General features: G+C 73.0%; 22 protein-coding genes. 17 read left to right on the top strand and 5 right to left on the bottom strand.

All coding sequences use genetic code 11. From position 1 onward, the window contains the following. Positions 1-68 precede the first annotated feature (68 nt). The 11 genes from IG78_RS0105385 (at position 69) to der (ending at position 13,057) form a co-directional block, all read left to right on the top strand. Entirely contained in the window at positions 69-2,048 is a 1,980-nt protein-coding gene (locus tag IG78_RS0105385; RefSeq protein WP_404827659.1) for a tetratricopeptide repeat protein, read from the top strand. A gap of 245 nt (positions 2,049-2,293) precedes the next feature. Next, positions 2,294-3,418 (top strand): alanine dehydrogenase, encoded by a 1,125-nt coding sequence (ald, locus tag IG78_RS0105390; protein WP_030560091.1) that lies wholly within the window; start codon positions 2,294-2,296, stop codon positions 3,416-3,418. A 357-nt stretch (positions 3,419-3,775) separates the two neighbouring features. Continuing rightward, positions 3,776-4,909, top strand: a complete 1,134-nt coding sequence (locus IG78_RS0105395) for a ParA family protein (protein WP_078964764.1) — start codon at positions 3,776-3,778, stop codon at positions 4,907-4,909. Then, entirely contained in the window at positions 4,894-5,514 is a 621-nt protein-coding gene (locus IG78_RS0105400; protein ID WP_169749675.1) for a hypothetical protein, read from the top strand. The genes IG78_RS0105395 and IG78_RS0105400 overlap by 16 nt, the downstream gene beginning before the upstream one ends. Before the next feature lie 44 nt (positions 5,515-5,558). Further along, the gene (locus IG78_RS0105405; protein WP_051852398.1) at positions 5,559-6,536 is read left to right on the top strand and encodes a segregation and condensation protein A; all 978 of its coding nucleotides are present in this window, start codon (positions 5,559-5,561) and stop codon (positions 6,534-6,536) included. A gap of 74 nt (positions 6,537-6,610) precedes the next feature. Beyond that, positions 6,611-7,243 (top strand): SMC-Scp complex subunit ScpB, encoded by a 633-nt coding sequence (scpB, locus tag IG78_RS0105410; RefSeq protein ID WP_030560098.1) that lies wholly within the window; start codon positions 6,611-6,613, stop codon positions 7,241-7,243. Beyond that, entirely contained in the window at positions 7,243-8,466 is a 1,224-nt protein-coding gene (locus IG78_RS0105415; RefSeq protein WP_030560099.1) for a pseudouridine synthase, read from the top strand. The genes scpB and IG78_RS0105415 overlap by 1 nt, the downstream gene beginning before the upstream one ends. A 389-nt stretch (positions 8,467-8,855) precedes the next feature. Further along, entirely contained in the window at positions 8,856-9,944 is a 1,089-nt protein-coding gene (locus IG78_RS0105420) for a prephenate dehydrogenase (protein WP_030560101.1), read from the top strand. 185 nt (positions 9,945-10,129) lie between these two features. Continuing rightward, positions 10,130-10,834 carry a (d)CMP kinase gene (gene cmk, locus IG78_RS0105425; protein WP_199813225.1) on the top strand — a complete coding sequence of 235 codons (705 nt, stop codon included), beginning with the start codon at positions 10,130-10,132 and terminating at the stop codon, positions 10,832-10,834. Continuing rightward, entirely contained in the window at positions 10,792-11,496 is a 705-nt protein-coding gene (locus IG78_RS0105430; protein WP_225881954.1) for a lysophospholipid acyltransferase family protein, read from the top strand. Before cmk ends, IG78_RS0105430 begins: the two co-directional genes overlap by 43 nt. A 73-nt stretch (positions 11,497-11,569) precedes the next feature. Beyond that, entirely contained in the window at positions 11,570-13,057 is a 1,488-nt protein-coding gene (gene der / locus IG78_RS0105435) for a ribosome biogenesis GTPase Der (protein ID WP_030560105.1), read from the top strand. Between the two features lie 83 nt (positions 13,058-13,140). Here the strand turns inward: der and IG78_RS0105440 are convergent, their stop codons facing one another. Both IG78_RS0105440 and IG78_RS0105445 read right to left on the bottom strand, forming a co-directional pair. Then, entirely contained in the window at positions 13,141-13,497 is a 357-nt protein-coding gene (locus IG78_RS0105440; RefSeq protein ID WP_051852399.1) for a hypothetical protein, read from the bottom strand. Positions 13,498-13,679: 182 nt separating this feature from the next. Then, entirely contained in the window at positions 13,680-14,471 is a 792-nt protein-coding gene (locus tag IG78_RS0105445) for a hypothetical protein (protein ID WP_030560107.1), read from the bottom strand. 509 nt (positions 14,472-14,980) lie between these two features. On the opposite strand from IG78_RS0105445, the gene IG78_RS0105450 reads away from it, so the two are divergent. After that, a complete protein-coding gene (locus IG78_RS0105450; RefSeq protein ID WP_030560108.1) occupies positions 14,981-15,658 on the top strand; it encodes a LysM peptidoglycan-binding domain-containing protein in 678 nt (225 codons plus the stop codon). Between the two features lie 117 nt (positions 15,659-15,775). After that, positions 15,776-16,321 carry a LysM peptidoglycan-binding domain-containing protein gene (locus tag IG78_RS0105455; RefSeq protein WP_107054827.1) on the top strand — a complete coding sequence of 182 codons (546 nt, stop codon included), beginning with the start codon at positions 15,776-15,778 and terminating at the stop codon, positions 16,319-16,321. Here IG78_RS0105455 and IG78_RS0105460 read toward each other — a convergent pair. Genes IG78_RS0105460 through IG78_RS0105470 form a run of 3 tightly spaced genes read right to left on the bottom strand, consistent with a single transcriptional unit; the run spans position 16,311 to position 20,459 of the window. Continuing rightward, the gene (locus IG78_RS0105460; protein WP_051852400.1) at positions 16,311-17,003 is read right to left on the bottom strand and encodes an ATP-binding cassette domain-containing protein; all 693 of its coding nucleotides are present in this window, start codon (positions 17,001-17,003) and stop codon (positions 16,311-16,313) included. The genes IG78_RS0105455 and IG78_RS0105460 overlap by 11 nt on opposite strands. After that, entirely contained in the window at positions 17,000-19,894 is a 2,895-nt protein-coding gene (locus tag IG78_RS0105465; protein WP_030560111.1) for an ABC transporter permease subunit, read from the bottom strand. The genes IG78_RS0105460 and IG78_RS0105465 overlap by 4 nt, the downstream gene beginning before the upstream one ends. 4 nt (positions 19,895-19,898) lie before the next feature. Then, entirely contained in the window at positions 19,899-20,459 is a 561-nt protein-coding gene (locus IG78_RS0105470) for a hypothetical protein (protein ID WP_225881953.1), read from the bottom strand. 146 nt (positions 20,460-20,605) lie between these two features. Here IG78_RS0105470 and IG78_RS0105475 point away from each other — a divergent pair, with 146 nt between their 5' ends. The 4 genes from IG78_RS0105475 (at position 20,606) to IG78_RS0105490 (ending at position 24,743) form a co-directional block, all read left to right on the top strand. Continuing rightward, positions 20,606-21,160, top strand: coding sequence for an MTB12 C-terminal domain-containing protein (locus IG78_RS0105475; protein ID WP_404827656.1), 555 nt, complete (start codon positions 20,606-20,608; stop codon positions 21,158-21,160). Between the two features lie 19 nt (positions 21,161-21,179). Continuing rightward, positions 21,180-22,457, top strand: coding sequence for an ABC transporter substrate-binding protein (locus IG78_RS0105480; RefSeq protein WP_225881952.1), 1,278 nt, complete (start codon positions 21,180-21,182; stop codon positions 22,455-22,457). A gap of 163 nt (positions 22,458-22,620) precedes the next feature. Further along, positions 22,621-23,886 carry a glycosyltransferase family 4 protein gene (locus IG78_RS0105485; RefSeq protein ID WP_030560116.1) on the top strand — a complete coding sequence of 422 codons (1,266 nt, stop codon included), beginning with the start codon at positions 22,621-22,623 and terminating at the stop codon, positions 23,884-23,886. Continuing rightward, entirely contained in the window at positions 23,883-24,743 is an 861-nt protein-coding gene (locus tag IG78_RS0105490) for a hypothetical protein (protein ID WP_107054820.1), read from the top strand. The genes IG78_RS0105485 and IG78_RS0105490 overlap by 4 nt, the downstream gene beginning before the upstream one ends. Positions 24,744-24,793: the final 50 nt, after the last annotated feature.

Genomic DNA, 24,793 nt, shown 5'->3' on the forward strand with positions numbered 1-24,793 from the left:
CCGAGCCGGAATCAGGCCGTGGTCCGGCGGGTGCCGGGGCCGCCGGCGGTGGGGGTGGTGGCTGGTTTGTGGGGCGGGACCGGGAGCTGAAGGAGCTCCGGGCCGATATCGGGCGGACGGGGCTCGACACGCTCTCGGGGCGGAAGACGCCGCGCGCCCGGGTGCTGCTCGTCGCGGGGCGCCCCGGCTCGGGCCGCACCGCGCTCGCGGAGGAACTCGCCCGGCAACTCGCCGACGACTACCCCGACGGCGTACTTCGCGCCCGCCTCACCGACCCCGACGGCACCCCCGTACCCACCGGGCGCACCGCCCGCGAACTCCTCGGCGCCCTCGGCGAGTCCGCGCCCGCCGGGGCAGGCGAGGACGACCTGTCCGCCACCCTGCGCGCCGCGCTCGACGGCCGCCGTGCCCTGCTGCTCCTGGACGACGTGGCGAACGGCGACGGCGAGGGCGAGGGCGCCGCCCAGGTCGACCCGCTGCTCCCCGACACCCCGGACTGCCTGGTCGTGGCCGTGTCGGCGGGGCCGCTCACCGGCATCCCCGACGTCCGCCCGTGCACCCTGGGCGGCCTGGACACCAAGGCCGCGCTCGACCTGCTCGCCCGCAGCGCCGGGTCGGTGCGCATCACCGTCGACCCGCGCTCGGCGGAGAGCCTGGTCGAGGGCTGCGGCGGCAATCCCGCCGCCCTCGTCCTCGCCGGGGGCTGGCTCGCCGCCCGGCCCAAGGCGGCCGTCGCCGATCTGGCCAAGCAGGTCCGCGACCATATCGAGGAGGGCGCCGCGGACTCCGGCCTCACCCGGGTCTTCCAGCACACCTACGCCGCCCTGCCCACCCCCCTCGCACGGATGCTGCGCCTGCTCTCGCTGGCCCCCGCGGGCCATGTCGACCCGCACACCGCCTCCGCGCTCGCGGGCTGCTCGGTGTCCGCCGCGCGCGACGCCCTCGACGACTTCGTCGTGCTCGGCCTGCTGCGCCCGGTGGCGTCGGAACTGCCGCAGTACGAGGTCCCGGGCTGTCTCGTGCCGCTCCTGAAGGAGTTGACGAGGGCTCACGACAAGCCGGGGGAAGTGCAGTTGGCCCGCGCCAGGATGCTGGAGCGGACCGTGCGGCTGCTCCAGTCCTGCCGGGCCGTCACCGAGCCCGAGGGCTCGGCGGCGCGCAAGAAGCTCGCAGGGCTGCCACGGGCACTGCGCTTTCCGAGCCCGCGCGCCGCCGCCGAGTGGCTGGAGATCAGGCAGCCCGCGCTGCTCGCCGCGGCCCGGCTCGCGGTCGCCGACGGCGAGCTCGACACCCTGGCGCGCCGGCTGATGTCCGCCCTCGCCCGCGCCCTGGTCGCCCACCGCGGCACCCAGGCGGCGGCCCCCGAGCTGTACGGCATCCACCAGCTCGTCCTCGACGTCGCCGAGCGCCGGGAACTGCCGCGCGAGCAGGCCGCGGCCCTGCTGAACCTCGCGGACCTGGACGCGCAGACGGGACGTACGCACGAGGCCCTCACCCGCTACCGCGCCGCGCTCGACTGCGGCCGGGCCGCCGGGGACCCGTACGCGACCGGCCGCGCGATGGAATCCATCGGCGGCGCCCATCAGGACCTCGGGGACTGGCAGCGGGCCGCCGACTGGTACGGCAGGGCCCTGGCCCAGCGTCTTGCCCGCGGTGAGCGGGCGGACGCCGCCCGGCTGCACGGCCGCATCGCCACCGCCCACACCTACGCGGGGCGCTACGGCGAGGCCCTGCGCAACTGGCGCTCGGCCGTCGCGGGACTGCGCAAGACCGGCGACATCGCGGGCCGGGCGCGGGCCCTGAGCGAGATGGCGCGCGTCCAGGAGTACGCGGGGCGGCCCGAGGAGTGTCTGCGCACCTGCCGGGAGGCCGCCGAGTGGGCGCGGAAGGCGGCGGACGTACGGCTGCAGGCGGCGCTCCAGGTACGGCTCGCCGACACCCTGGAGCGCCTGGGCGACCCGACCGCCGCCGGGCTGCACCGCGCGGCCGCCGAGCGCATGCTGGGAAGTGAGTTCACTGAGGTCACAGGGGACGCGGCGGTTCCCTGAGCGGACGAGAGCGGACGGGGGAGGGCGCGTGCGGATGCCCTCGGATCACAGGAATGCTGGTGGAGCGTCCACCTCCGCCTACGAAATCCGTAGTGCTTTCGGTCAGGTTTAAAGCTTTGGAAGGCTAGACACCGAGAAATCCTTCATTAGACTGGCTCCGCCGCGTGCTTCCGTGGTGTCTTCCGATGCGCCCGTGTGCGTACCGGTATGTACTGCTTTGCCCGAACCCCCCTGAGCCAAGGACCGTGATCGACGTGAAGGTCGGTATCCCCCGCGAGGTCAAGAACAACGAGTTCCGGGTGGCCATCACCCCCGCCGGCGTGCACGAGCTGGTGCGCCACGGCCACCAGGTCGTCATCGAGCGGAACGCCGGTGTCGGCTCCTCGATCACGGACGACGAGTACGTCGCCGCGGGCGCCCGGATCCTGGAGACGGCCGACGAGGTGTGGGCCACGGCCGACCTGCTCCTGAAGGTCAAGGAGCCGATCGCCGAGGAGTACCACCGCCTCCGCAAGGACCAGACGCTCTTCACCTACCTGCACCTGGCCGCCTCCAGGGAGTGCACGGACGCCCTCCTGGAGTCCGGCACCACCGCCATCGCGTACGAGACCGTGGAGACGGCCAACCGCGCCCTCCCGCTGCTCGCCCCGATGTCCGAGGTCGCGGGCCGCCTGGCCCCGCAGGTCGGCGCCTACCACCTGATGGCCGCCAACGGCGGCCGCGGCGTCCTGCCGGGCGGCGTCCCGGGCGTGGCCGCGGGCAGGGCCGTCGTGATCGGCGGTGGCGTCTCCGGCTGGAACGCCATGCAGATCGCCATCGGCATGGGCTTCCACGTGACCCTGCTCGACAGGGACATCAACAAGCTCAAGGAAGCCGACAAGATCTTCGGCACGAAGATCCAGACCGTCGTCTCCAACGCCTTCGAGCTGGAGAAGGCCTGCCTGGAGGCCGACCTCGTCATCGGCGCCGTCCTCATCCCGGGCGCCAAGGCCCCGAAGCTGGTCACCAACGAGCTGGTCTCGCGGATGAAGCCGGGAAGTGTCCTTGTCGACATCGCGATCGACCAGGGCGGCTGCTTCGAGGACTCGCACCCGACCACGCACGCCGAGCCGACCTTCCCGGTCCACAACTCGGTCTTCTACTGCGTCGCCAACATGCCCGGCGCGGTGCCCAACACCTCCACGTACGCGCTGACCAACGCGACCATGCCGTACATCGTCGAGCTGGCGAACCGCGGCTGGGTCGAGGCCCTGCGCCGCGACCCGGCGCTCGCCCTGGGTCTCAACACCCATGACGGCAAGGTCGTTTACCGGGAGGTCGCCGAGGCCCACGGTCTCGAGCACGTCGGGATCGAGTCGCTGCTCGGCTGACCCCGGTCAACCGGAGTCGTCAATCTCACGCCCGCGGCCGGACCTCGTGAGGGGTCCGGCCGCGGGCGGTTGGGCGTACACTCGCTCAACTCGCCTTGAACGTAAACATTTGGGCGATTCGTCCACCACGCAAACGCAGCGATGACATGCGGTGCACCCTTGACATCGGGATGTTCCATTGCCGACACATCGGGCCGGGTCCGGCGGATTGTGTTGCTGCGGAGTGGTGACACGCCATAGAGTCGCCAATCGTCGGCATGGTGCCACGCTGACCTATCGAGAAATTTCCTGGTCACCAAGGAGGTAAGACGACTTGTGAATGAGTCGACATTTGCTCCCGGGGGTGGTCAACCAGGAATGTCTGGACGAGGCCAGGGCCCCGTCGGGCTCCAGGCTGTCGGCTCCGTCGCTGTCCGCGCCTTCGAAGCCCGCCAGAGTCCGCAGCCGACACAGTCAGCACCCCAGAGCATGGATGGCCATCACGTGAACGCCATGGCCGGCGACCGGAGTGGCGAGAACACCACCCCCACCCCCCTCGCCGACTACGAGGAACTGCCCCAGGGTCACTTCTACGACCCCGACGCGGAGTACGAGCCCGATCCCGAGTACGCGGCCACGCTCGCCCCGGACGCTGCCCGTCAGCGCCGCGAGCGCATCGGCCCCACGGGACGCCCGCTGCCGTACTTCCCGATCCCGGGGCCGTTGACCGACCACGGACCCGCGAAGATCATCGCGATGTGCAACCAGAAGGGCGGCGTGGGCAAGACCACGTCGACCATCAACCTGGGCGCGGCGCTCGCGGAGTACGGACGCCGGGTGCTGCTCGTCGACTTCGACCCGCAGGGCGCGCTCTCGGTGGGTCTCGGTGTGAACCCGATGGAGCTCGACCTCACGGTCTACAACCTGCTCATGGAGCGGGGCATGGCCGCCGACGAGGTCCTGCTGAAGACCGCGGTCCCCAACATGGACCTGCTGCCCAGCAACATCGACCTGTCGGCCGCCGAGGTGCAGTTGGTCAGCGAGGTCGCGCGCGAGTCCACGCTGCAGCGCGCCCTGAAGCCGCTGATGGCCGACTACGACTACATCGTGATCGACTGTCAGCCCTCGCTCGGCCTGCTCACGGTCAACGCGCTCACCGCGGCCCACAAGGTGATCGTGCCGCTTGAGTGCGAGTTCTTCGCGCTGCGCGGTGTGGCCCTGCTCACCGAGACCATCGAGAAGGTCCAGGAGCGGCTCAACCCCGACCTGGAGCTCGACGGCATCCTCGCCACGATGTACGACTCGCGTACGGTGCACAGCCGCGAGGTCCTCGCCCGCGTGGTCGAGGCGTTCGACGATCACGTCTACCACACCGTGATCGGTCGGACCGTGCGCTTCCCGGAGACCACGGTCGCCGGTGAGCCGATCACCACGTACGCCTCCAACTCGGTGGGCGCGGCAGCCTATCGCCAGCTCGCCAGGGAGGTGCTCGCCCGGTGTCACGCCGAGTGAGTCTGCCGGGGGCCGACGAACTGTTCCGCACGACCGGGGGGATGGCGCTGCAGTCGTCGAGCCCGCGCCGCCAGGCGAACGGCGAGGCGAGGGTGCCCGCACCGGCGGGCGAGAGCGACGAGGCGGCCGCCGAGGAGTCCCACGCCGCCCCGCAGGAGGCCGGTGCGGCCGCCGAGCACCCCGAGAGCAGTGAACACGCCACGGCGGACGCGGAGTCCGGCGCCGGTTCGCGCAGCAGGGGCGCGGCCGGCACCGACGAGAAGGGCTCGGGGCGCCGGGCCGCGCAGGAAGGTTCTGCCGGGTCCGCCGCCGGCGGCGGCAAGTCCGCCAACGCGTCCGGCACCACGCCCGCGCAGGCGCGCCGCCGCGCCCGCGCCGCCAACCGGCGGCCCAGCGGGCGCGAGCGGCACGACGAGAAGATCACCGTGTACGTCTCCGCCGAGGAACTCATGGACCTCGAACACGCCCGCCTGGTGCTGCGCGGCGAGCACGGGCTCGCGGTGGACCGCGGGCGCATCGTGCGGGAGGCGGTGGCCGTGGTGCTCGCCGATCTCGAATCGCGGGGGGACGCGAGCATCCTCGTACGACGGCTGCGCGGACGCTAGCGGTAGCCTGCCGGCCAGTACGCCGCCGCTTTCCTTGGACCGTGATGCAGATCGACTCCGCCCCTGCCGAGCCACGCCGTTCCCGGCGGTCGTTGGGGCGGGGGCCGGGGGTGGAGGCGCCTCAGGACCCGCCCCCGGAGCTTCCGGATCCCCCTGCGGAGCAGGAGCAGGAGAAGGCGCCGGAGCAGGAGAAAGCGCCGGAGCCCGACGACGGGCGGTTCAAGGTTCGGCTCGCGAACTTCGAGGGGCCCTTCGATCTGCTGCTCCAGTTGATCGCCCGGCACAAGCTGGATGTGACCGAGGTCGCGCTGTCCAAGGTGACCGACGAGTTCATGGCGTACATCCGGGCCATGGGTCCTGACTGGGACCTGGACCAGACGACCGAGTTCCTCGTGGTCGCGGCCACCCTGCTCGATCTGAAGGCGGCCAGGCTGCTGCCCGCGGCCGAGGTCGAGGACGAGGCCGACCTCGCGCTGCTCGAAGCGCGCGACCTGCTGTTCGCGCGGCTGCTCCAGTACCGCGCGTACAAGCAGATCGCCGACATCTTCAGCGGCCGGCTCGACGAGGAGGCCCGCCGCTACCCGCGCACCGTGGGCCTTGAGCCGCACCACGCCGAGCTGCTGCCCGAGGTCGTCATCAGCATCGGCGCCGAAGGGTTCGCCAAGCTCGCCGTGAAGGCGATGCAGCCCAGGGCGAAGCCGCAGGTGTACGTCGACCACATCCACGCGCCGCTGGTGAGCGTGCGCGAGCAGGCCGCGGTCGTCGTCGCGCGGCTCAAGGAGCACGGCGAGGCCAGTTTCCGGGCGCTGATCGAAGATCTTGGCCCCGATGACACCCTCACCGTCGTCGCCCGCTTCCTGGCGCTCCTGGAGCTGTACCGGGAGAAGGCCGTCGCCCTGGAGCAGGAGACCGCGCTCGGCGAGCTCCTGGTGCGCTGGACCGGCGGCGACGCCGACGCGGCACCGACCGTGACCGACGAGTTCGACCGCGCCCCCGAGCCGGACGAGGAGAAGAAGCCGTGAGCGCCGTGCCCGCCGAAGACGCCGTACCCGCCGAAGACGGTGCCGTGCCTACGGAGAACAGTCCTGCCGGGGACCTGCGGTCCGCCGTCGCCGGGCTCGACCTCAAGCCCGCCCTGGAGGCCGTCCTCATGGTCGTGGACGAGGCCGCGACCGAGGAACACCTGGCGAAGGTCCTGCAGCGGCCCCGGCGAGCGGTGGCCGTCGCGCTGCGGGAGCTGGCCGACGAGTACACCGTCCAGGGGCGCGGCTTCGAGCTGCGTCTGGTGGCGGGAGGCTGGCGCTACTACACCCGCCCGGCGTACGCGGCGGCCGTCGAGGGCTTCGTCCTGGACGGGCAGCACGCCAGGCTCACCCAGGCGGCCCTGGAGACGCTCGCCGTCGTCGCCTACCGCCAGCCGGTCAGCCGCTCGCGCGTCTCCGCGGTGCGCGGCGTGAACTGTGACGGGGTCATGCGCACCCTGTTGCAGCGGGGTCTGGTGGAGGAGGCGGGCGCGGAACCCGAAACAGGTGCGATCCTGTACAGGACGACGAACTACTTCCTGGAGCGGATGGGCCTGCGCGGCCTTGACGAGCTCCCCGAGCTCGCGCCCTTCCTCCCCGAGGCGGACGCGATCGAGGCGGAGACGCAGGAAGGCCTCCCGTCGTTCGACCCGGACGCACCCGATGCGCCGGATACACGAGACGCAGACGACCAGACGGAACTTTGATGCGAAGCAGCAGCGGCAGGAACAGCAGCGGAAACAACGGCGGGAGCCGTGGTGGCAACAGCGGCGGCCGCGGCAACAGCGGTGGCCGGACCGGCGGCGGCCGGGGCGGTGCGGGCGGCCGGGGCGACGCTCCCCGGGGCGGTGCGGGCGGCCGGGGCGACGCTCCCCGGGGCGGTGCGGGCGGCGGCGGTGGCCGCGGCAACTACCGCGCTGCCGGCAACGACCGGGACGACAAGCCGAGCCGCCCCAGCAAGCCCCGCCCCGAGGAGCGTCGCTACGACGTGGGCCCGGGCGCCACGCACGAGGGCCCGAAGTCGGGCCGCGGCGCCTCCGCGCGCGGCGGTGCCAAGGGCGGCCCCAAGCGGAGCCAGGAACAGCGCGGCGGCCGCCCGGCCCCCGGGCGCTCGCGTGAGTACGAGACGCGCGCCGAGGAGCGCAACCGCGAGCGGTACGCGGGCAAGCCGAAGGTCTCCCCGCCGAAGACCTTCCCCGGCGCCGAGCAGGAGGGCGAGCGGCTGCAGAAGATCCTCGCCCGCGCGGGCTACGGGTCCCGGCGCGCCTGCGAGGAACTGATCGAGCAGGCCCGCGTCGAGGTCAACGGCGAGATCGTCATGGAGCAGGGCCTCAGGGTCGACACGGACAAGGACGAGATCAAGGTCGACGGCCTGACCGTGGCCACGCAGTCGTACCAGTTCTTCGCGCTGAACAAGCCCGCCGGTGTCGTCTCCACCATGGAGGACAACGAAGGGCGCCAGTGCCTCGGCGACTACACGAACAACCGCGAGACGCGGCTGTTCCACGTGGGGCGGCTCGACACCGAGACCGAGGGCGTCATCCTGCTCACCAACCACGGTGAGCTTGCGCACCGCCTGACCCATCCGAAGTACGGCGTGAAGAAGGTCTATCTCGCGCACATCGTCGGCCCGATCCCGCGTGACCTGGGCAAGCAGCTCAAGGACGGTATCCAGCTCGAGGACGGTTACGCCCGCGCGGACCACTTCCGCGTCGTCGAGCAGACCGGCAAGAACTACCTGGTCGAGGTGACCCTGCACGAGGGCCGCAAGCACATCGTGCGCCGCATGCTCGCCGAGGCCGGGTTCCCCGTCGACAAGCTGGTGCGGGTCGCCTTCGGCCCGATCACGCTCGGCGACCAGAAGTCGGGCTGGCTGCGCCGTCTTTCCAACACCGAGGTCGGCATGCTGATGAAGGAAGTCGACCTGTAGGCCTGTCGGTCTTGGCGGGTGCGGCCGCGATACAACCGGGGTGAACCGCCGATACGTCGGAAGAACCTCGCCCGGGGAACCTTTGACGTGGTCGCACGCCGGGCTGACTACCCTTTGCGGGGGAGCGCGGCGGCGTCACACGGCACGGCCGGGCACGACGGGTGCACACGAGCGAGGAGCAGCACGGTGACGGTACGAGGGGTACGGGGGGCCGTCGGGCCGGGGCGGCACGGGCTGTGGACCGGCGTGGAGCGCGGGGCCGAGGTCGCGCGGCCGGGGCGGACCAGGACACGGGCCGGCACGACGGCCGCCCCGCGTGAGGCTGCTCTGCGTGGCCCTCTGCGTGGGGCCGCTCTGCGTGGGGTCCTTCTGCGTGAGGACGTGACCAGGTGAAGACCGCCCTCGTCATCGGCACCGGCCTCATCGGCACCTCGGCCGCCCTGGCCCTCGCGCGCCGCGGCGTCACCGTGCACCTCGCGGACCACGACACGGAGCAGGCGCGCACCGCGGCCGCGCTCGGGGCGGGCACGAGCGAGCCGCCGGAGGGGCCCGTCGACCTGTGCGTGGTCGCCGTGCCGCCCACCTACGTCGCTCCCACGCTCGCCGACGCGATGCGCCGCGGGGCCGCGAGCGGCTACCTGGACGTGGCGAGCGTGAAGGGCGGACCGCGCCGCGAGCTCGAGGCCATGGGCCTCGACCTGGCCTCGTACATCGGCACGCATCCGATGTCCGGGCGTGAGCGCAGCGGGCCCCTCGCGGCCTCGGCGGACCTCTTCGAGGGCAGGCCGTGGGTCCTGACGCCCACCGGGGACACCGACACCCACGTCCTGAACCTCGCCCTCGAACTGGTCGCCCAGTGCCGGGCCGTGCCCGTTGTCATGGACGCGGACGCCCACGACCGCGCGGTCGCCCTCGTCTCGCACATGCCGCACCTGGTCTCCAGCATGGTCGCGGCCCGTCTTGAGAACGCCGAGGAGACGGCGGTACGCCTCTGCGGCCAGGGCATCCGGGACGTCACCCGCATCGCGGCGTCCGACCCGCGGATGTGGATCGACATCCTCTCCGCGAACCCCGGCCCGGTCGCCGACCTGCTCGCGGAGGTCGCCGCCGACCTGGACTCGGCGGTCACGTCGCTGCGGGAGCTGCAGTCGGCCGACGAGAGCAAGCGGCGCGACGGCGCGACGGGCGTCGAGAACATGCTGCGGCGGGGCAACGCCGGGCAGGCACGGGTGCCGGGCAAGCACGGCACCGCGCCCACGGTGTACGAGGTCGTGGCCGTGCTCATCGACGACCAGCCCGGACAGCTCGCCCACATCTTCGCCGACGCGGAGCGGGCCGGCGTCAACGTCGAGGACGTCCGCATCGAGCACGCCACCGGGCGGCAGGCGGGCCTCGTCCAGCTCATGGTCGAACCCAGGGCGGCGGCACAGCTCGCGGTGGCGCTGCGCGAGCGAGGGTGGTCGTTGCGCCAGCAGTGACCCAGGGGGGCGACAGTGTCGCCTGACGGGGCCTGACGGGGCCTGGCCCGGGCCCGGCGGGGGGCGCACGGGAGCTTGCGCCGCGGGACCCGGGAAGGGCCACGGCCTGAAGCCAGTAACCTTGTGCGGGGCGCCGAGCAGGCGGCCCACCCCGTCCCCCGCACCGAGAAAGGTGTCCGCTCCCCGTGGAATCCGTGGAAAAGACCGCCGCCGCAGGCCCGGCTCCCGTGATCGTCGCCATCGACGGTCCCTCCGGCACGGGGAAGTCGAGCACCTCAAAGGCGGTCGCGGCCCAGCTCGGCCTGAGCTATCTGGACACCGGCGCCCAGTACCGGGCGATCACGTGGTGGATGGTGCACAACGGCATCGACCTCACGGACCCCTCCGCCATCGCCGCCGTGGCCGGGAAGCCGGAGATCGTCTCCGGCACGGACCCCTCCGCCCCGACGATCACCGTCGACGGCACGGATGTCGCGGGCCCGATCCGCACGGCCGATGTCACCTCCAAGGTGAGCGCGGTCAGCGCCGTTCCCGAGGTGCGCACCCGGATCACCGAGCTGCAGCGCTCCATCGCGGGCGGCGCGGACGAGGGCATCGTCGTCGAGGGCCGCGACATCGGCACCACGGTCCTGCCGGAGGCCGACCTCAAGATCTTCCTGACGGCGTCCCCGGAGGCCCGTGCGGCCCGCCGCTCCGGCGAGCTGAAGGGCGCCGACGTCGCAAGCACCCGGGAGGCCCTGGTCAAGCGGGACGCGGCCGATTCCAGCCGGAAGACCTCGCCCCTCGCCAAGGCGGACGACGCCGTCGAGGTGGACACCACCGAGCTCACGTTGCAGCAGGTCATCGAGTGCGTCGTCACGCTCGTCGAGGAGAAGCGGGCCGGCAAGTGACCGACGTACCGGCCGGGCGGGCGGCGCCCTCCGAGCGCGGCGCCGACGTCGGCCGCCGCATCGGCGTCGGCCTCATGTACGGCCTGTTCAAGCCCCGCGTCCTCGGGGCCTGGCGGGTCCCCGCGGCAGGCCCGGTGATCCTCGCCGTGAACCACTCGCACAACGTCGACGGCCCCATGGTGATGGGTGTGGCGCCCCGGCCGACCCACTTCCTGATCAAGAAGGAAGCGTTCGTCGGGCCGCTCGGCTCGTTTCTGCGGGGCATCGGCCAGCTCCAGGTCGACCGTACGACGGCCGACCGCACGGCCGTCACGGACGCGCTCGCGGTGCTCGGCCAGGGCGGCGTCCTCGGGATCTTCCCTGAGGGCACCCGGGGCGAGGGCGACTTCGCCTCGCTGCGGGCCGGGCTCGCGTACTTCGCGGTGCGCACCGGAGCCCCGATCGTGCCGGTCGCCGTGCTCGGCAGCACGGAGCGGCGCGGGCGGCTGATAAAGAGGCTGCCGCCGCTGCGCACCCGCGTCGACGTCGTCTTCGGTGACCCCTTCGAGGCGGGCGACAGCAGCGGGCGGCGCACCCGCAAGGCCCTCGACGAGGCCACCGTACGGATCCAGGGGCGGCTGACCGGCCACCTGGAAAACGCCAGGCGCCTGACCGGGCGCTGAGCGAGACTTTCAGTAGTGGACCGACCGCCTTGGCCGGGCCACCGATGACCACGATGAACGAGGTACGGACTTCATGAACGACCAGAACCCCTCCGGGCCGAGCTCGGACGAGCACGAGCACGGGGCGCTTGGCGACGCCGAGTACGCGGAGTTCATGGAGCTCGCCGCCGAAGAGGGCTTCGACATCGAGGACGTCGAGGGCGCCATCGAGGCGGCGGGCCACGGCCCGCTGCCCGTGCTCGCCGTCGTCGGGCGCCCCAATGTCGGCAAGTCGACCCTGGTGAACCGCGTCATCGGCCGCCGCGAGGCCGTCGTCGAGGACAAGCCGGGCGTCACCCGCGACCGGGTGACGTACGAGGCCGAGTGGGCGGGCCGCCGCTTCAAGGTCGTCGACACCGGCGGCTGGGAGCAGGACGTCCTCGGCATCGACGCCTCCGTGGCCGCACAGGCGGAGTACGCGATCGAGGCCGCCGACGCCGTGGTGTTCGTGGTGGACGCCACGGTCGGCGCGACGGACACCGACGAGGCCGTCGTGCGCCTCCTGCGCAAGGCGGGCAAGCCCGTCGTGCTGTGCGCCAACAAGGTCGACGGGCCCTCGGCGGAGGCGGACGCGGCGATGCTGTGGTCGCTCGGCCTCGGCGAGCCGCACCCGGTGTCCGCGCTGCACGGCCGCGGCACCGGCGACATGCTGGACGCCGTCCTGGAAGCGCTGCCGGAGGCGCCCGCGCAGACCTTCGGCACGGCCGTCGGCGGCCCGCGCCGCATCGCGCTCATCGGCCGCCCGAACGTCGGCAAGTCCTCCCTCCTGAACAAGGTGGCGAACGAGGACCGCGTCGTCGTCAACGAACTCGCGGGCACGACCCGCGACCCGGTCGACGAACTGATCGAGCTCGGCGGCGTCACCTGGAAGTTCGTGGACACCGCCGGCATCCGCAAGCGCGTCCACCTCCAGCAGGGCGCCGACTACTACGCCTCGCTGCGCACCGCGGCGGCCGTCGAGAAGGCGGAGGTCGCGGTCATCCTGATCGACGCCAGCGAGTCGATCAGCGTGCAGGACCAGCGCATCGTCACCATGGCGGTGGAGGCGGGCCGCGCGGTCGTCCTCGCGTACAACAAGTGGGACACCCTCGACGAGGAGCGCCGCTACTACCTGGAGCGGGAGATCGAGACCGAGCTGGCCCAGGTGGCCTGGGCGCCCCGGGTGAACGTCTCGGCGCGCACCGGACGCCACATGGAGAAGCTGGTCCCGGCGATCGAGACGGCCATCGCGGGCTGGGAGACCCGGGTGCCGACGGGCCGTCTGAACGCCTTCCTCGGCGAACTGGTCGCCGCGCATCCGCACCCGGTCCGCGGCGGCAAGCAGCCGCGCATCCTGTTCGGCACCCAGGCGGGCACGAAGCCGCCGCGGTTCGTGCTGTTCGCGTCGGGCTTCATCGAGCACGGCTATCGCCGGTTCGTGGAGCGCAGGCTCCGCGAGGAGTTCGGCTTCGAGGGCACGCCGATCCACATCTCGGTGCGGGTGCGCGAGAAGCGCGGCCAGAAGAACCAGAAGAAGAAGTAGCGGGTCCGGCTCTCCGCGCACCGATGCCCGGCCTTCCAGAGGGAAGGCCGGGCATCGGCTTCTTTCGGGGCGCGGGGCGCGGTTCAGAGCCCGCGGCGCGGGCCCGGCGGGAGCGCGGCGGGGAAGAGCTGGCCGTAGCCGGTGTGGTGGTCGGCCTGGCCCTGCTGGCCGTAGCGGGCCACGTGGAACGGCTGGTGCCGCGGGTCGACCCGGGAGTCGTAGCGCGCCTCGTGCCGGGACAGGTGCCGGTCGTGGCGGTTTTCGTGACGTCCGGCGCCGTGCTGCGGGTACGGCCCGGGGCCGAAGGCGGTGAACCTCAGGTCTTCCTCGCCGGTCCTGTCACCGGGCAGGGCGCGGAACGCCCGCCGGTACTCCGAGTACAGCGCGTCGTAGATCGGCGTGGCCGAGGGGGTGGCCACGGCGTCCTGCGCCGTGCGCATGGACGGGATGGGGCTCTGGTACGGCCGGTGGGCTGAGGGGTCGTATGCGTGCACGTCTGGGCCAACGACACCGAGGCCCGACGGATGCGGGGCGAACCCCCTCTTTCGCCTGGTAGGCGGCACTGGGAGCGGGTTCGTCCGGGCGCCGGACGCACGGCGGGCGCCCGGCGCGCGGACCGCGCTCACGTGCCGGCCAACGGCATGGCGCAGGCGACCAGTTGGCCGCGCGCCGCCGACCGGTCGAGGGCGTCACGCAGCAGGTCCTCGCGGGGCTGGCGGCCGATGGCTCCGGCGGGCGCCGCGAACAGGAGCACCGACTGGAGCTTGTTCGCCGCGGCCCGCCAGCCCTCGGTGACCTGGAGCGGCTGGTGCGCCTGCCACCAGGCGACCTGGGGGCCGCCGCCCGTACCGGGCTGCAGGATGGCGTGGAGCTGGCCCATGGCGAGCAGCACCGACCAGCCGTGCACCGTCGGCGGCACGCCCGCCAGGCTCGTCATCGGCGTGAAGCCCTGCTCGATCAGGAGCGGCAGGAAGTCGTCGCCGCCGCTCGGCGCGGCGCTGGGGCGGGCGATCGGCCCGGTGGGCTCCACGACGAGGGCGGGCTGCAACTCGTTCTCGATCAGGACCAGCCCGCTGGTGACGCCGAGCACGGCCTGTTCGGGGGGGAGGTCGGGGACGGTCCTGGCCGCGCCGCCCGCCTCGCCGGTGATCGAACGGACGGCGCCCTGGAGTTGCTCCTCGGCGACCTCGACGATCTGGGACGGCAGACAGGTGGCGTGGGCGAAGGCGAGCACGGCGGTCTCGTCGCCGACGAAGAGGACCGTGCTGGTGCGTTCGCGCTCCGAGTCGCCCGGGGTGCGACAGGAGGTGCAGTCGTAGGCGCCCGGGGCGTTCTCTCCGGCGAGCAGGCGGTCGGCTTCTTCATCGCCGATCTCGGCACGTACCTCGTCGCTGAGGTCGAGCATGCGCGGCACGGGTGACTCCTCGGGATCGATGCGTGGGGTGTCCGGGTGGTGCCCGGCTCATAAAGGAGACAACGGGCGATCAGTGGTGCAAGTCACGCGCAGGGGGGAACGGAATTGAACTATCCGCAGCGGAGCGTGAGTTCCCGGCCCGTATCCGTCACTCCGCGCCAACAGCGCTTGCGTAAAAGGAAGTTGAGTTGGTGAAGTGAGTCACAGATCGATTCGGCGGCGGGATGGTAAATGCGGATATCAGGGAACTCAGTGGGTGTCCTGATCTCGTCGCTACCGCAGGTAACAGTCAACTGGCCTGGCCCGACGGGCCGCTGGTTGATGGCGGGGCGAGTGCGCTCCTAGATTCCACCGCCGTGTGCAGCGAGCACCGCTCGGGTACGTCCGCCGAACGCGCCGCCGATCCTTTCGGCAGCCCCGGGCGGGCGGGGCTCGGCGGGCACCCGGCGCCGGACGCGCGCGGGGCCCGCGGAGCCAGGGGGAGCCCGGGTCCTTGGAGAGGGAAATACATGTCCGTTCGTCCCCAGTACATTCGCAGGACGGCAGTGCTCGGCGGAGCCGCGATCCTCGCGCCCCTCGCACTGCTCACCGCGACCGGCCAGGCCGCCGCGGACAGCGGAGTGTGGGACCGGATCGCCCGTTGCGAGAGCGGCGGGAACTGGCAGATCAACACAGGGAACGGCTACCACGGAGGGCTCCAGTTCTCCGCCGCGACCTGGCGGGCGTACGGCGGCACGGCCTACGCGCCGACCGCCGACAGGGCGTCCAAGGCACAGCAGATCGCCGTCGCGGCGAAGGTCCAGCGGGCGCAGGGGTGGGGCGCGTGGCCGTCCTGCTCGGCACGGGCCGGGGCCCAGGGCGCCGCGCCGGGTGCGGCCGCCGCTCCCGCCGCACCGCAGCGGGCGGCACCGCAGCAGGCGGCACCGAAGCAGGCGGCGCCCAGGCCCGCCGCGCCGAAGGCGGCCCCGGAGCAGCCCGCTCCGCAGTACCGCGCTCCGGCCCGCAGCGAGCGCGGCACGGCCCGCGCCGATGCCGGTTCGGGGAACTACACCGTCCGGTCCGGTGACACGCTCAGCCGCATCGCCGCGGCGCACGGCACCGACTGGCAGCGGATCTTCGTAGCCAACCAAGGGGTCATCGGCGGCGACCCGGACGTGATCGTGCCCGGCCAGCGGCTCACGGTCTGACGTCCGTCGCGGCCCCGCCCCCGGCCACATCGGCCGACCGGGTGGGGCCGCGGCACCGCGACGGCGCGGCGGACTCCGAGCCCTTCGAAGGCGTGCTTAGCGTGACCGATGCACCCGATGTCGAACACACGTCTTCGGTCCGTCACTCTGCTCGCCACCGCTGCCCTCGCGCTCCTGACGCCACCGGCCACGGCGTCGCCGACGCGGAACCTGTACGAGTGCACGCGCGCCGAAGGGCCGTGGGCCTGCCTCGCCCAATGCGAGAGCAACGGCCGCTGGGACGCCAACACCGGGAACGGCTACTACGGCGGCCTGCAGTTCTACCAGCCCACCTGGGTGGAGCACGGCGGCCTCGCGTACGCGCCGCGCGCGGACCTCGCCACCCGCGAGCAGCAGATCAAGGTCGCCCAGAAGGTCCTGCGCACCCAGGGCTGGAAGGCCTGGCCCGTGTGCTCCAAGAAGGTCCTGGCGGCCGGACTCGCCGGGGACGCGCTCAACCCGGTGCGGATCACCCACGTGGTCAAGCGCGGCGAGACGCTCAGCTCCATCGCGCGCAGGCACCAGGTCAAGGGCGGCTGGAAGGCCCTCTACCAGGCCAACCGCACCACCGTCGGACCGCGTCCCGACCGCATCGACGTCGGCATGGTGCTCGTCATCCCGTGACGGGCGGTGCCGCGACGGGGCTTTCCTCCGGCAGCTCCCCGGGCTCGCCCGCGAACACGACCTCGCCCCTGCGCAGTTCGTACACCACCGTCGCCGCCCGGCCGCCGCGCTCGCGAAGGCCGGGCGGCAGCCGCTGCTCGGCGAGGACCACGCACGCGTCCAGGCCCCGCAGGAGACCGTACGTACGGGCGGCGACCGGCGGGGACATGCCCTGCGTGGGTTCGTCCACGAGGACCACGCCCGCCCGCGCGAGCAGGGCCCGGGAGAGCGCCAGCATGCGCTGCTCGCCGCCCGACAGGGTGCCCGCGCGGCGCCCGAGGAGCGGGGCGAGCTCGGGGTAGGCGTCCAGGGCCGGGGCGAAGCCGCCGCGGGCCCGGGCCAGCTCCAGGTTCTCGCGCACCGTCAGCGACCCGAACACGGCCTGCCGGTCCGGTACGAAGCACAGGCCCCGGCGGGCGCGTTCGTGCGCGGGCACCCGGGTGACGTCCGTGCCGTCCCACACGACGGCGCCCCCGGACAGCGGCACGGTCCCGGCCAGGGCGCGCAGGGCGGTCGTACGGCCGGAGCCGTTGCGGCCGACGAGGACCGTCAGGCCGGGGGCGGGCGCGGCGAGCCGCACGCCGTGCAGTGCCTCGAGCGGGCCGTAACGCACCCGGGCCGCACGCAGCTCCAGGGTGCTCATCGCGTCCCGCCTCCGTCGTGCGCGCCGTCCAGGACCTGGTCCGCTGGGCCTTCGGCGACGATGCGGCCCGCCGCAAGGACGTACACCGTGTCGGCGAGGCCCGCCACCAGGTCCAGGTCGTGCTCCACCACGAGCAGTGCCGTGCCGTCCGCGGCGAGGGCGCGCAGGATCCGCGTCAGCGCGGCCACCTCGGCCGTGTCCAGGCCGGCCGCGGGCTCGTCGAGGAGGAGGACGTACGGGTCGCCCGCGAGGGCCCGGGCCAGTTCGACCCGGCGCAGGGTGCCGGTGGGCAGGTCCGCCGCCGGACGGTCGCGCACCGTGTCGAGGCCGAGGAGGCGCAGCGCCCGGTCCGGCGCCCCGGGGTCGCGCACCCGCCCCTGCTCGGCGCCCACCCGGACGTTCTCGGCGACGGTGAGCGTCGGAAACACCGCGAGCTGCTGGAACGTACGGGCCAGACCGGCCCGGGTACGCGCGTGCGCCGGCAGCCGCGTGATGTCCCGGCCTCCGAACACCACCCGCCCACCTCCCGGCCGCACGGTCCCGGCCAGACAGTGGAACAGGCTGCTCTTCCCGGCCCCGTTGGGCCCGACGACAGCGGTGACCCGCCCCGGGGGCACGCTGAGCGACACGTCCCGCAGAGCGACGAACTTCCCATAGGCGAGCCGCAACCGACGCGCTTCGAGCCCCGCACCGACCCGAGAACACCCCCGCACACCGGCCAACCGCCACCCATCGGAGCCGTCAACGTCCTGCGGCTTGACGCCGGAGGCGGCGCCTGTCCGCGGGTCTGCGCTGGAGGCGGCGCCGGTCTGCGGCTCTGTGCCGGAGGCGGCGCCGGTCTGCGGCTTCGCGCCTGAGGCGGCGCCCGGCCGAGGCTCCCCACTGCCGCTACTGCCGCTACCACCGTGGGCAATCGTGCCGCAGGGCGAGTGGGGTCTCCCCTGCTCGAGCGGAGCCGAGAGCTTGGGGAAGGGTGGGCACAGCCCCCGGCGCCGGGCACCGCTCGACGAGACGTCAGCCGAGGCAGGGCCCCGGGAAGCCGACGTGCCGGTAAGGGCACCCCGTACCCGCACCCCCAACGGCGTCAACGCAGGATGCCTCCGCACCCCCCGCGTAGCGGTCCGCAGAGCCTCATAGGGCCCCCCGGGAAAGCGGCCGACGAGAATCGCGAGCACGCCGACCACCGCGGCGGCCACACCCCCACGCGCCCCCGCGTCGAGCCCGACGAGCAACGCGGCGGCAAGCAGCGCCCCCAGCAGACTGTCGGCCCCCAGCACGACGACCGCCGCGAACCACAGCAGCCCCCGCACGGGGTCGTACGCACCCGGGTCGAACGCCCCGACGCCCATGCCGAGCATCCCGCCCCCGAGCGCGGCGAGCCCCGCCCCGACGACGAACGCGGAGAGCTTCAGCGCCCGCACGGGCACCCCGGCGGCCGCGGCCCCCGCCTCGTGGTCCCGCATCGCGGCGAGCGCCCGCCCGGTACGACCCCGCCGCAGCGCCGCGACGAGCAGCAGCGCACCCGCGAGCAGAACCAGTTCGAGGAGGTAGTACGCGCGGTCACCGCCGAAGCCCGCGGGCCGCCCGAGGGTGAGACCGGACGCGGCGTACGGCTGGGCGAACACGAACCGGCTGACGCCGACCCCGACGGCGAAGGTGGCGAGGGCGAGCGCCAGACCGTGGCGGCTGATCGCGGGGTGGCCGGTGAGCAGGCCGAGCGGGGCGACGAGCAGGACGGCCACCGCGAGGGCGTGCGGCGGCGGAAGTTCGGGCAGGCCGGGGAAGCGCCCGTGCACCAACAGCGCGGTGAACAGCGCTCCGAGACCCGCGTACGCCGCCTGGCCGAGGGAGATCTGCCCGCCGCGCCCGGTGACCACGACCAGGGACAGCAGGATGACGCCGAGCGCGGGCACCTGGACGGAGGTGGTGAGGTCGGAGCCCGCGAAGCCGAGCGGGAGGAGGAAGAGGACGAGGGCCACGATCCACGCGCCGGCCGGTGTGCGCACCCGGGCCGTGGCCGTGCGCGGCAGCGCGTCCCCCGTGCCGATGCCCGGCAGGACGAGCGCGGCGAACAGCAGCGCCACCACGAACAGGTTCGCGCCGACGGCCTGGAGCAGCGGCTCGCCCCAGCCGGAGGGGTGCAGCCGGGTCAACTGGCTCTGTGCCACGCCGATGCCGAGCGCCACCACCACGGCCACCGTAAGACGGCGCATCCGGGCGGCCACGGCGACGGCCACGACCTCCATCACGAGCAGCGGAAGACCGTACGGGTCGAGGCGTACGTAGGGAGCGAGCAGCACGCCGGTGAGGCCCGCGGTGAACGAGCCGAACGCCCACCCGGCCGCCGCGACCCGGTCGGCGTCGATCCCGGTGAGGACGGCGAGACGGCGGTCGTCGACCACGGCGCGCAGTTCGCCGCCGAAGCGGGTGAACCGGGTGCCCGCCCACACCGCGACGGCGAGCACCACCGCGGCCGCCAACTGCGCCCAGGGGTCCGCCTCGACCAGCGTCGGCACGTCGGCCCGCGCGCCCTGCCCCCAGAGCAGTGCCGCCCCGCCGACGAGGAGCACGAACACGCCGATCGACGCGACCAGGGTCTGGGCCGGGTCGCCGCCGAGGACGGCGAGGGGCCGGAAGACGGCGCGTTCGAGGACGAGGCCGATGGCGGGTGCCACGGCGAACAGGGTGACCGCGGCGGCGAGCCAGAGCGGCCAGCCCCATCCGACGGTGAACTGGCGCAGCAGGTACACGCACACCATCGCGACGGCGCCGTGCGCGAAGTTGAGCACGCCCGTGGCGCGGTAGGTGACGATCAGGCCGATCCCGGTCAGGGCGGCGGCACTGCCGACGGCGAGCCCGGCCAGCGTCAGGTCGTAGCTCAGGGAGGCCACCGGGTCAGTCCTCCGGGCCTGTCGGGTCCGTGGAGCCCTGCCGGAGCGGGGGAGCGCAGATCGGGCAGGGCGCCGCGGCACCGGCGCGCAGGTCACGCGCGGCGGGCGGCACCGCGTCCGCCTTGCCGGACACCAGGGGGCAGTCCGCGCGGTGCAGGAGCCCGCCGCCGGGCACGATCAGCAGGGCGTCGCTGGTGGCGAGGGGCGTCGCGGCCTGCTCGGCGGGTCCGGCGCCGGGGACCTGGTCGTCGAGGGCCACGAGAAGCCCGTACAACTCCTCGACGCGCGCGGCGGCGAGCGCCCCGCGGCCGTGTGCGAGGAGCACCGCGCCCGCGACGATCAGCGCGGCGCCCGGGACCGTGCACGAGGCGAGGTAGGGCAACTGCCGCTCGGCGAAGCGCTCGCCGGAGATGCCGTACCAGCCGGTCACACAGAGCACCGCCCCGGTGGCGAGGGCCGCGTACGCCGCCCAGAGGAGCGGGTGCACCGCCCGCAGTCGGGCCGCCGCCCTGGAGGCCGCCGGAGCCGCGGCGGGAGAGGTCTGATCCGTCTTTGCCGCCCGCATCGAGGGCCCCCTGGGAGACGACGTGAGTCCGCCGTGGCCGACCGGGTCTGTTCATGTCGGCCAAGTGCTTGCACTATGCCTTCTGGAAGCCGACCCTGAAAACACCGGGCGCTCTGCGTCCGGACCGACACCCGGTGGTGAGCCAGATGGTGCTCTGGACAAGGCCTGGGCGGGGGAGCGATCCCCGGCGGGGAAGGGCGCGGAGCACGGTGCCGGTGGCCGTCGTCGTCCTGCTGATCGCATCGGCCGCCGTGGCCTGCGGCGACGACAGCGGAGGCGACGAGAGGAAGCCGCCCGAACCCTCGGTGGAGACCTCGTCGAAGCCGCCGGCGGACGCGCCCGCCGACCCCGCGGCCGCCGAGAAACAGGTGCGGCGCAACTTCGAGAAGTTCTTCGACCCGGCCACGCCGATGCGGGACAAGGAAGCCGTCCTGGAGAACGGCGAGGAGATGCGCGCGGTCCTTGCGGGCTTCAGCGGGGACGAGCGCGGCAAGCAGGTCCGCGCGAAGGTCGGCAAGGTGGAGTTCACCTCGCCGGCCGAGGCAGACGTGACGTACGCGCTCACGCTCAAGGGCGCGACCGCGCTGCCCACCGCCAGCGGTACGGCCGTGAACCAGGACGACACCTGGAAGGTGTCCGTCAAGACGCTGTGCGCGCTGGTGAAGCTGAGCGGCAGCGCGTCGCCGGGACCCGGCTGCTGAGGTGTCGCGGCTCCGGAACGTGCCCTTCGCGGTCCTCGCCGTCGCCGCACTGCTCGCGGGCACGGCCTGTGGCAGCAGGCTGCCGGAGAGCGACTTCGAGGCGCGGACGCCCACGTCGCGCGGCAACCCGCAGGGGCCGCCGCTGCGGGTCGGCATCATCGCCAGCGCCACCAGCCCCGTCGGCGGCTCCGCCTTCACCGGGCCGCGCGACGGCGCCAAGGCCTACTTCGCGCGCCTCAACGACCGCGGCGGCGTCGGCGGCCGCCCCGTCGAGGTGCACACCTGCGACGACGGCGGCAGCGGCGTCGGCAACAACGAGTGCGTGCACAAGCTGCTCGACGAGAAGAAGGTCGTCGCGCTCGTCGCCACCACCGTCCTCGACTACGCGGGCGCCGCGCGCGTGTCCCGCGCGCGCGTGCCCGACATCGGCGGCCAGCCCATCGGCCCGGCCTACGACACCCATCCGCACCTGTACGGCATCTACGGCAGCCTCGCCCCGCGCACGGGGAAACCGGGCTGGGACGGCAGTCTGTACGGCGGCACCGAGGTCTACCGCTACTTCAAGCGCGAGCACGGCGCCCGTACCGCCGCCGTCGTCTCCTACAACCAGGCCGCGTCGGCCGCGTACGCCCGCCTGGTGCAGCGCGGTCTGGAGGCCGAGGGCTACGAAGTCGTCACCGAGCAGGTGGACTTCGCGCTGCCCAACTTCCGCGCGGTCGCCGCCGACCTGAAGGACCGGGACGCCGACCTCGTCTTCGACGCCATGGACACCCACGGCAACGCGCAGTTGTGCGAGGCCATGGACGACGTCGGCGCCGAGGTCACCGCGAAGGTCACCAACGTCCAGAACTGGTCGTCCACGGTGGCCGACGACTACAAGGACGCGCCCCGCTGCCGCAACGCCCTGTGGGCGACGGGATCGAGCCGCAATCACGAGGACACCGGCCACCCGGCGGTACGCGCCTTCCGGGAGGCCACGAAGGACGCGAAGACCCACTCCCAGTGGCAACTGGAGGGCTGGGCCGCCGCGATGTGGTTCACGGACGCGGCCAGGTCGTGCGCGGCGTCCGGGGGCGACGTCACGCGGGCGTGCGTCGACCGGTACCTGGGCCCGGGCGCCCCCTATGACGCCGACGGTCTGCTGCTGCCCGTGACGTACGAGCGGAGGGCGAAGCCACCGAGGACCCGCCACACATGTCTGTCCGTGGCCCGTTGGAAGGACAGTGAGGGGTGGGTCACACAGGGCGATATGAACCGCACCTGCTTCGACGTACCACAGCTCTCCTACCAGCCCTGATGGCTGTACCAGTCATGGAGTTCCCGATTCCGGCTATCGATCTTGTATCCGTTGCAGAACAAGACGGAAAGGGGACCCAACCTTTGGCCCAAGTTTTCCGTCTAACCCCTCGGTAGGCGGACGAGACGGACTGTCCACAGGCAAGCGCGGAATACGGGGACGTATGCATATCTCTTTCCTGATCCACAACGCGTACGGGATCGGAGGGACGATCCGGACGACGTACAACTTGGCGAACACACTCGCCGAGCACCATGACGTCGATGTCGTGTCGGTGCTGCGGCACCGGGACGAGCCGGTCTTCACACCCGACGCGCGGGTCAGGCTGAGCCATCTCGTCGACATCAGGAAGGACAGCCCCGGATACGAGGGCGACACCGAGGCCTACCGGACCCCGGCGAAGGTGTTCCCGAGCGCGGAGGGCCGCTACGGCCAGTACAGCGCCCTGACCGACGAGCGCATCGCGGCCCACCTGACCTCCCTGCAGTCCGACGTCGTCATCGGCACCCGGCCCGGCCTCAACGTGCACATCGCCCGCCAGGCCCGGCGCGGCGTGCTGCGCGTCGGCCAGGAGCACCTCACGCTCGACAGCCACTCCAAGGCCCTGCGCCTGCAGTTGCGCAGCGTCTATCCGCGCCTGGACGTCCTGACCACGACGACCGAGGCCGACGCGGCGGCGTACCGCAAGAAGATGCGGCTGCCCGGCGTACACGTGCAGGCGGTGCCCAACCCCGTGCCCGCCCCCGGCATCGAGCCCGCCGACGGCTCCCACAAGTGGGTGGTAGCGGCCGGGCGACTCGCTCCCGTGAAGCGGTACGACCTGCTGATACGCGCCTTCGACAAGGTGCGCCGCGAGCGTCCCGACTGGCGCCTTCGCATCTACGGCGGCGGCAAGCAGAAGGACAAGCTGCGCAAGCTGATCGACGACCTCGGCCTGTACAACCACGTGTTCCTCATGGGCCCCGCGCACCCCATCGAGCCGGAGTGGGCCAAGGGCTCCATAGCGGCCGTCACCTCCAGCCTCGAGTCGTTCGGCATGACGATCGTGGAGGCGATGCGCTGCGGGCTGCCCGTGGTGGCCACCGACTGCCCGCACGGGCCCGGCGAGATCATCGACAACGGTGTCGACGGCAGGCTCGTCGAGGTCGGCAACGCCGACGCCATCGCCGGCGGTCTCCTGGAACTCATCAACGACGACGCGCTGCGGCAGCGGATGGCGGGCGCCGCGCTCCAGGACTCCGAGCGCTTCGACCCCGCCCACATCGCCGAACGCTACGAGGACATGTTCGACGGCATGCTCCAGCGGGGCGGCTCGCTGGGCGGCCGGGTGCGCGGCTCGATGCACCGGGCGCGGGGCGCGCTGCTCGGCGGCGCGTACGCCGTGCGGGACGCCGGAAGAACCGTACCGACGAAGGGGCGCTTGGCATGACGGCCGTGTTCACACGGGGCACGCTGGACGGCTCGCGGGAGGCCGCGGGCGCCGACGGGCAGTTGCTGCCGCCGCGCGCCGACTGCATCGCGGACTCCGCGGGCGGGCTCACCTTCGACGTCACCGACCCCGGTGAGGGGGGCGCCGCGCATCTGCTCCTCCGGCTGCGGGACTCCGACCCGGCCGTCGAGGTACGGCTGCCGCTCACCCCGGCCGGTGACGGGCGGCTGCGGGCCGCCCTGCCCAGCAGCGTCGAGCTGCCCGAGGGGCGCTGGAACGCGTACGCGCAGGTGGAGAGCGGTGAGCCGCGCCGTCTGATGCCGGGCGTGAACGATCTGCGCTCGCTGGTCGACCGCGCGCCCAGCGGTAGCCGTGGCCATGTCGCGGTGCGCATCCCCTACGCCACCAAGCAGGGCAACCTGTCGGTGCGGTCCTGGCTGCGCGCCCCGCACGCGGAGACCGGGGAGCTGGTCATCGAGGCCGCGGGGCTCGCCGGGCACGGCCGGGTGTACGGCACCGGGCTGACCGACGCCGCGTACGTCGAGGCCGGTCTGCGCGGTGAGCCGGGGCGGGTGGTACGCGCCCCGGTGACCGCGGGGTCCGCGGGTGCCTCGGAGTTCCGCTTCGATCTCGGGTACGGGGCGCTCGCCGAGGGCGTGGGGGTCTGGAACCTGTGGCTGTGGCCCGCCGGGGAGGAGGGGCCGCGGGTTCGGCTCGCCCGGCTTCTCGACGACGTCGCCGACAAGAAGCCGATCTTCACCTATCCGGTGAAGCGGGTGCCCGCCCGGGGTGGCGGTACCGTCGAGGTCGGCCCCTACTACACCGTCGACAACGACCTGTCGATCCGCGTCGCCTAGCCGACCCGCGCCGCGCAGTGTGGTGCCTCCCCTGGGGCTGCGCCCCTTTC

Origin of the sequence: Streptomyces aureocirculatus (assembly GCF_000720475.1) — a bacterium.
GTDB lineage: Bacteria > Actinomycetota > Actinomycetes > Streptomycetales > Streptomycetaceae > Streptomyces > Streptomyces aureocirculatus.

Bases quoted from the DNA above. Each gene is read 5' to 3' on its own strand.
- IG78_RS0105440 (WP_051852399.1), bottom strand. From the start codon at position 13,497: ATGCGCACGGCGCAGGACGCCGTGGCCACCCCCTCGGCCACGCCGATC.
- IG78_RS0105470 (WP_225881953.1), bottom strand. From the start codon at position 20,459: ATGCGGGCGGCAAAGACGGATCAGACCTCTCCCGCCGCGGCTCCGGCG.
- IG78_RS0105475 (WP_404827656.1), top strand. From the start codon at position 20,606: ATGGTGCTCTGGACAAGGCCTGGGCGGGGGAGCGATCCCCGGCGGGGA.
- IG78_RS0105405 (WP_051852398.1), top strand. From the start codon at position 5,559: ATGCAGATCGACTCCGCCCCTGCCGAGCCACGCCGTTCCCGGCGGTCG.
- IG78_RS0105395 (WP_078964764.1), top strand. From the start codon at position 3,776: ATGTCTGGACGAGGCCAGGGCCCCGTCGGGCTCCAGGCTGTCGGCTCC.
- IG78_RS0105490 (WP_107054820.1), top strand. From the start codon at position 23,883: ATGACGGCCGTGTTCACACGGGGCACGCTGGACGGCTCGCGGGAGGCC.
- IG78_RS0105415 (WP_030560099.1), top strand. From the start codon at position 7,243: ATGCGAAGCAGCAGCGGCAGGAACAGCAGCGGAAACAACGGCGGGAGC.
- IG78_RS0105450 (WP_030560108.1), top strand. From the start codon at position 14,981: ATGTCCGTTCGTCCCCAGTACATTCGCAGGACGGCAGTGCTCGGCGGA.
- IG78_RS0105455 (WP_107054827.1), top strand. From the start codon at position 15,776: ATGTCGAACACACGTCTTCGGTCCGTCACTCTGCTCGCCACCGCTGCC.
- IG78_RS0105460 (WP_051852400.1), bottom strand. From the start codon at position 17,003: ATGAGCACCCTGGAGCTGCGTGCGGCCCGGGTGCGTTACGGCCCGCTC.
- IG78_RS0105485 (WP_030560116.1), top strand. From the start codon at position 22,621: ATGCATATCTCTTTCCTGATCCACAACGCGTACGGGATCGGAGGGACG.
- der (WP_030560105.1), top strand. From the start codon at position 11,570: ATGAACGACCAGAACCCCTCCGGGCCGAGCTCGGACGAGCACGAGCAC.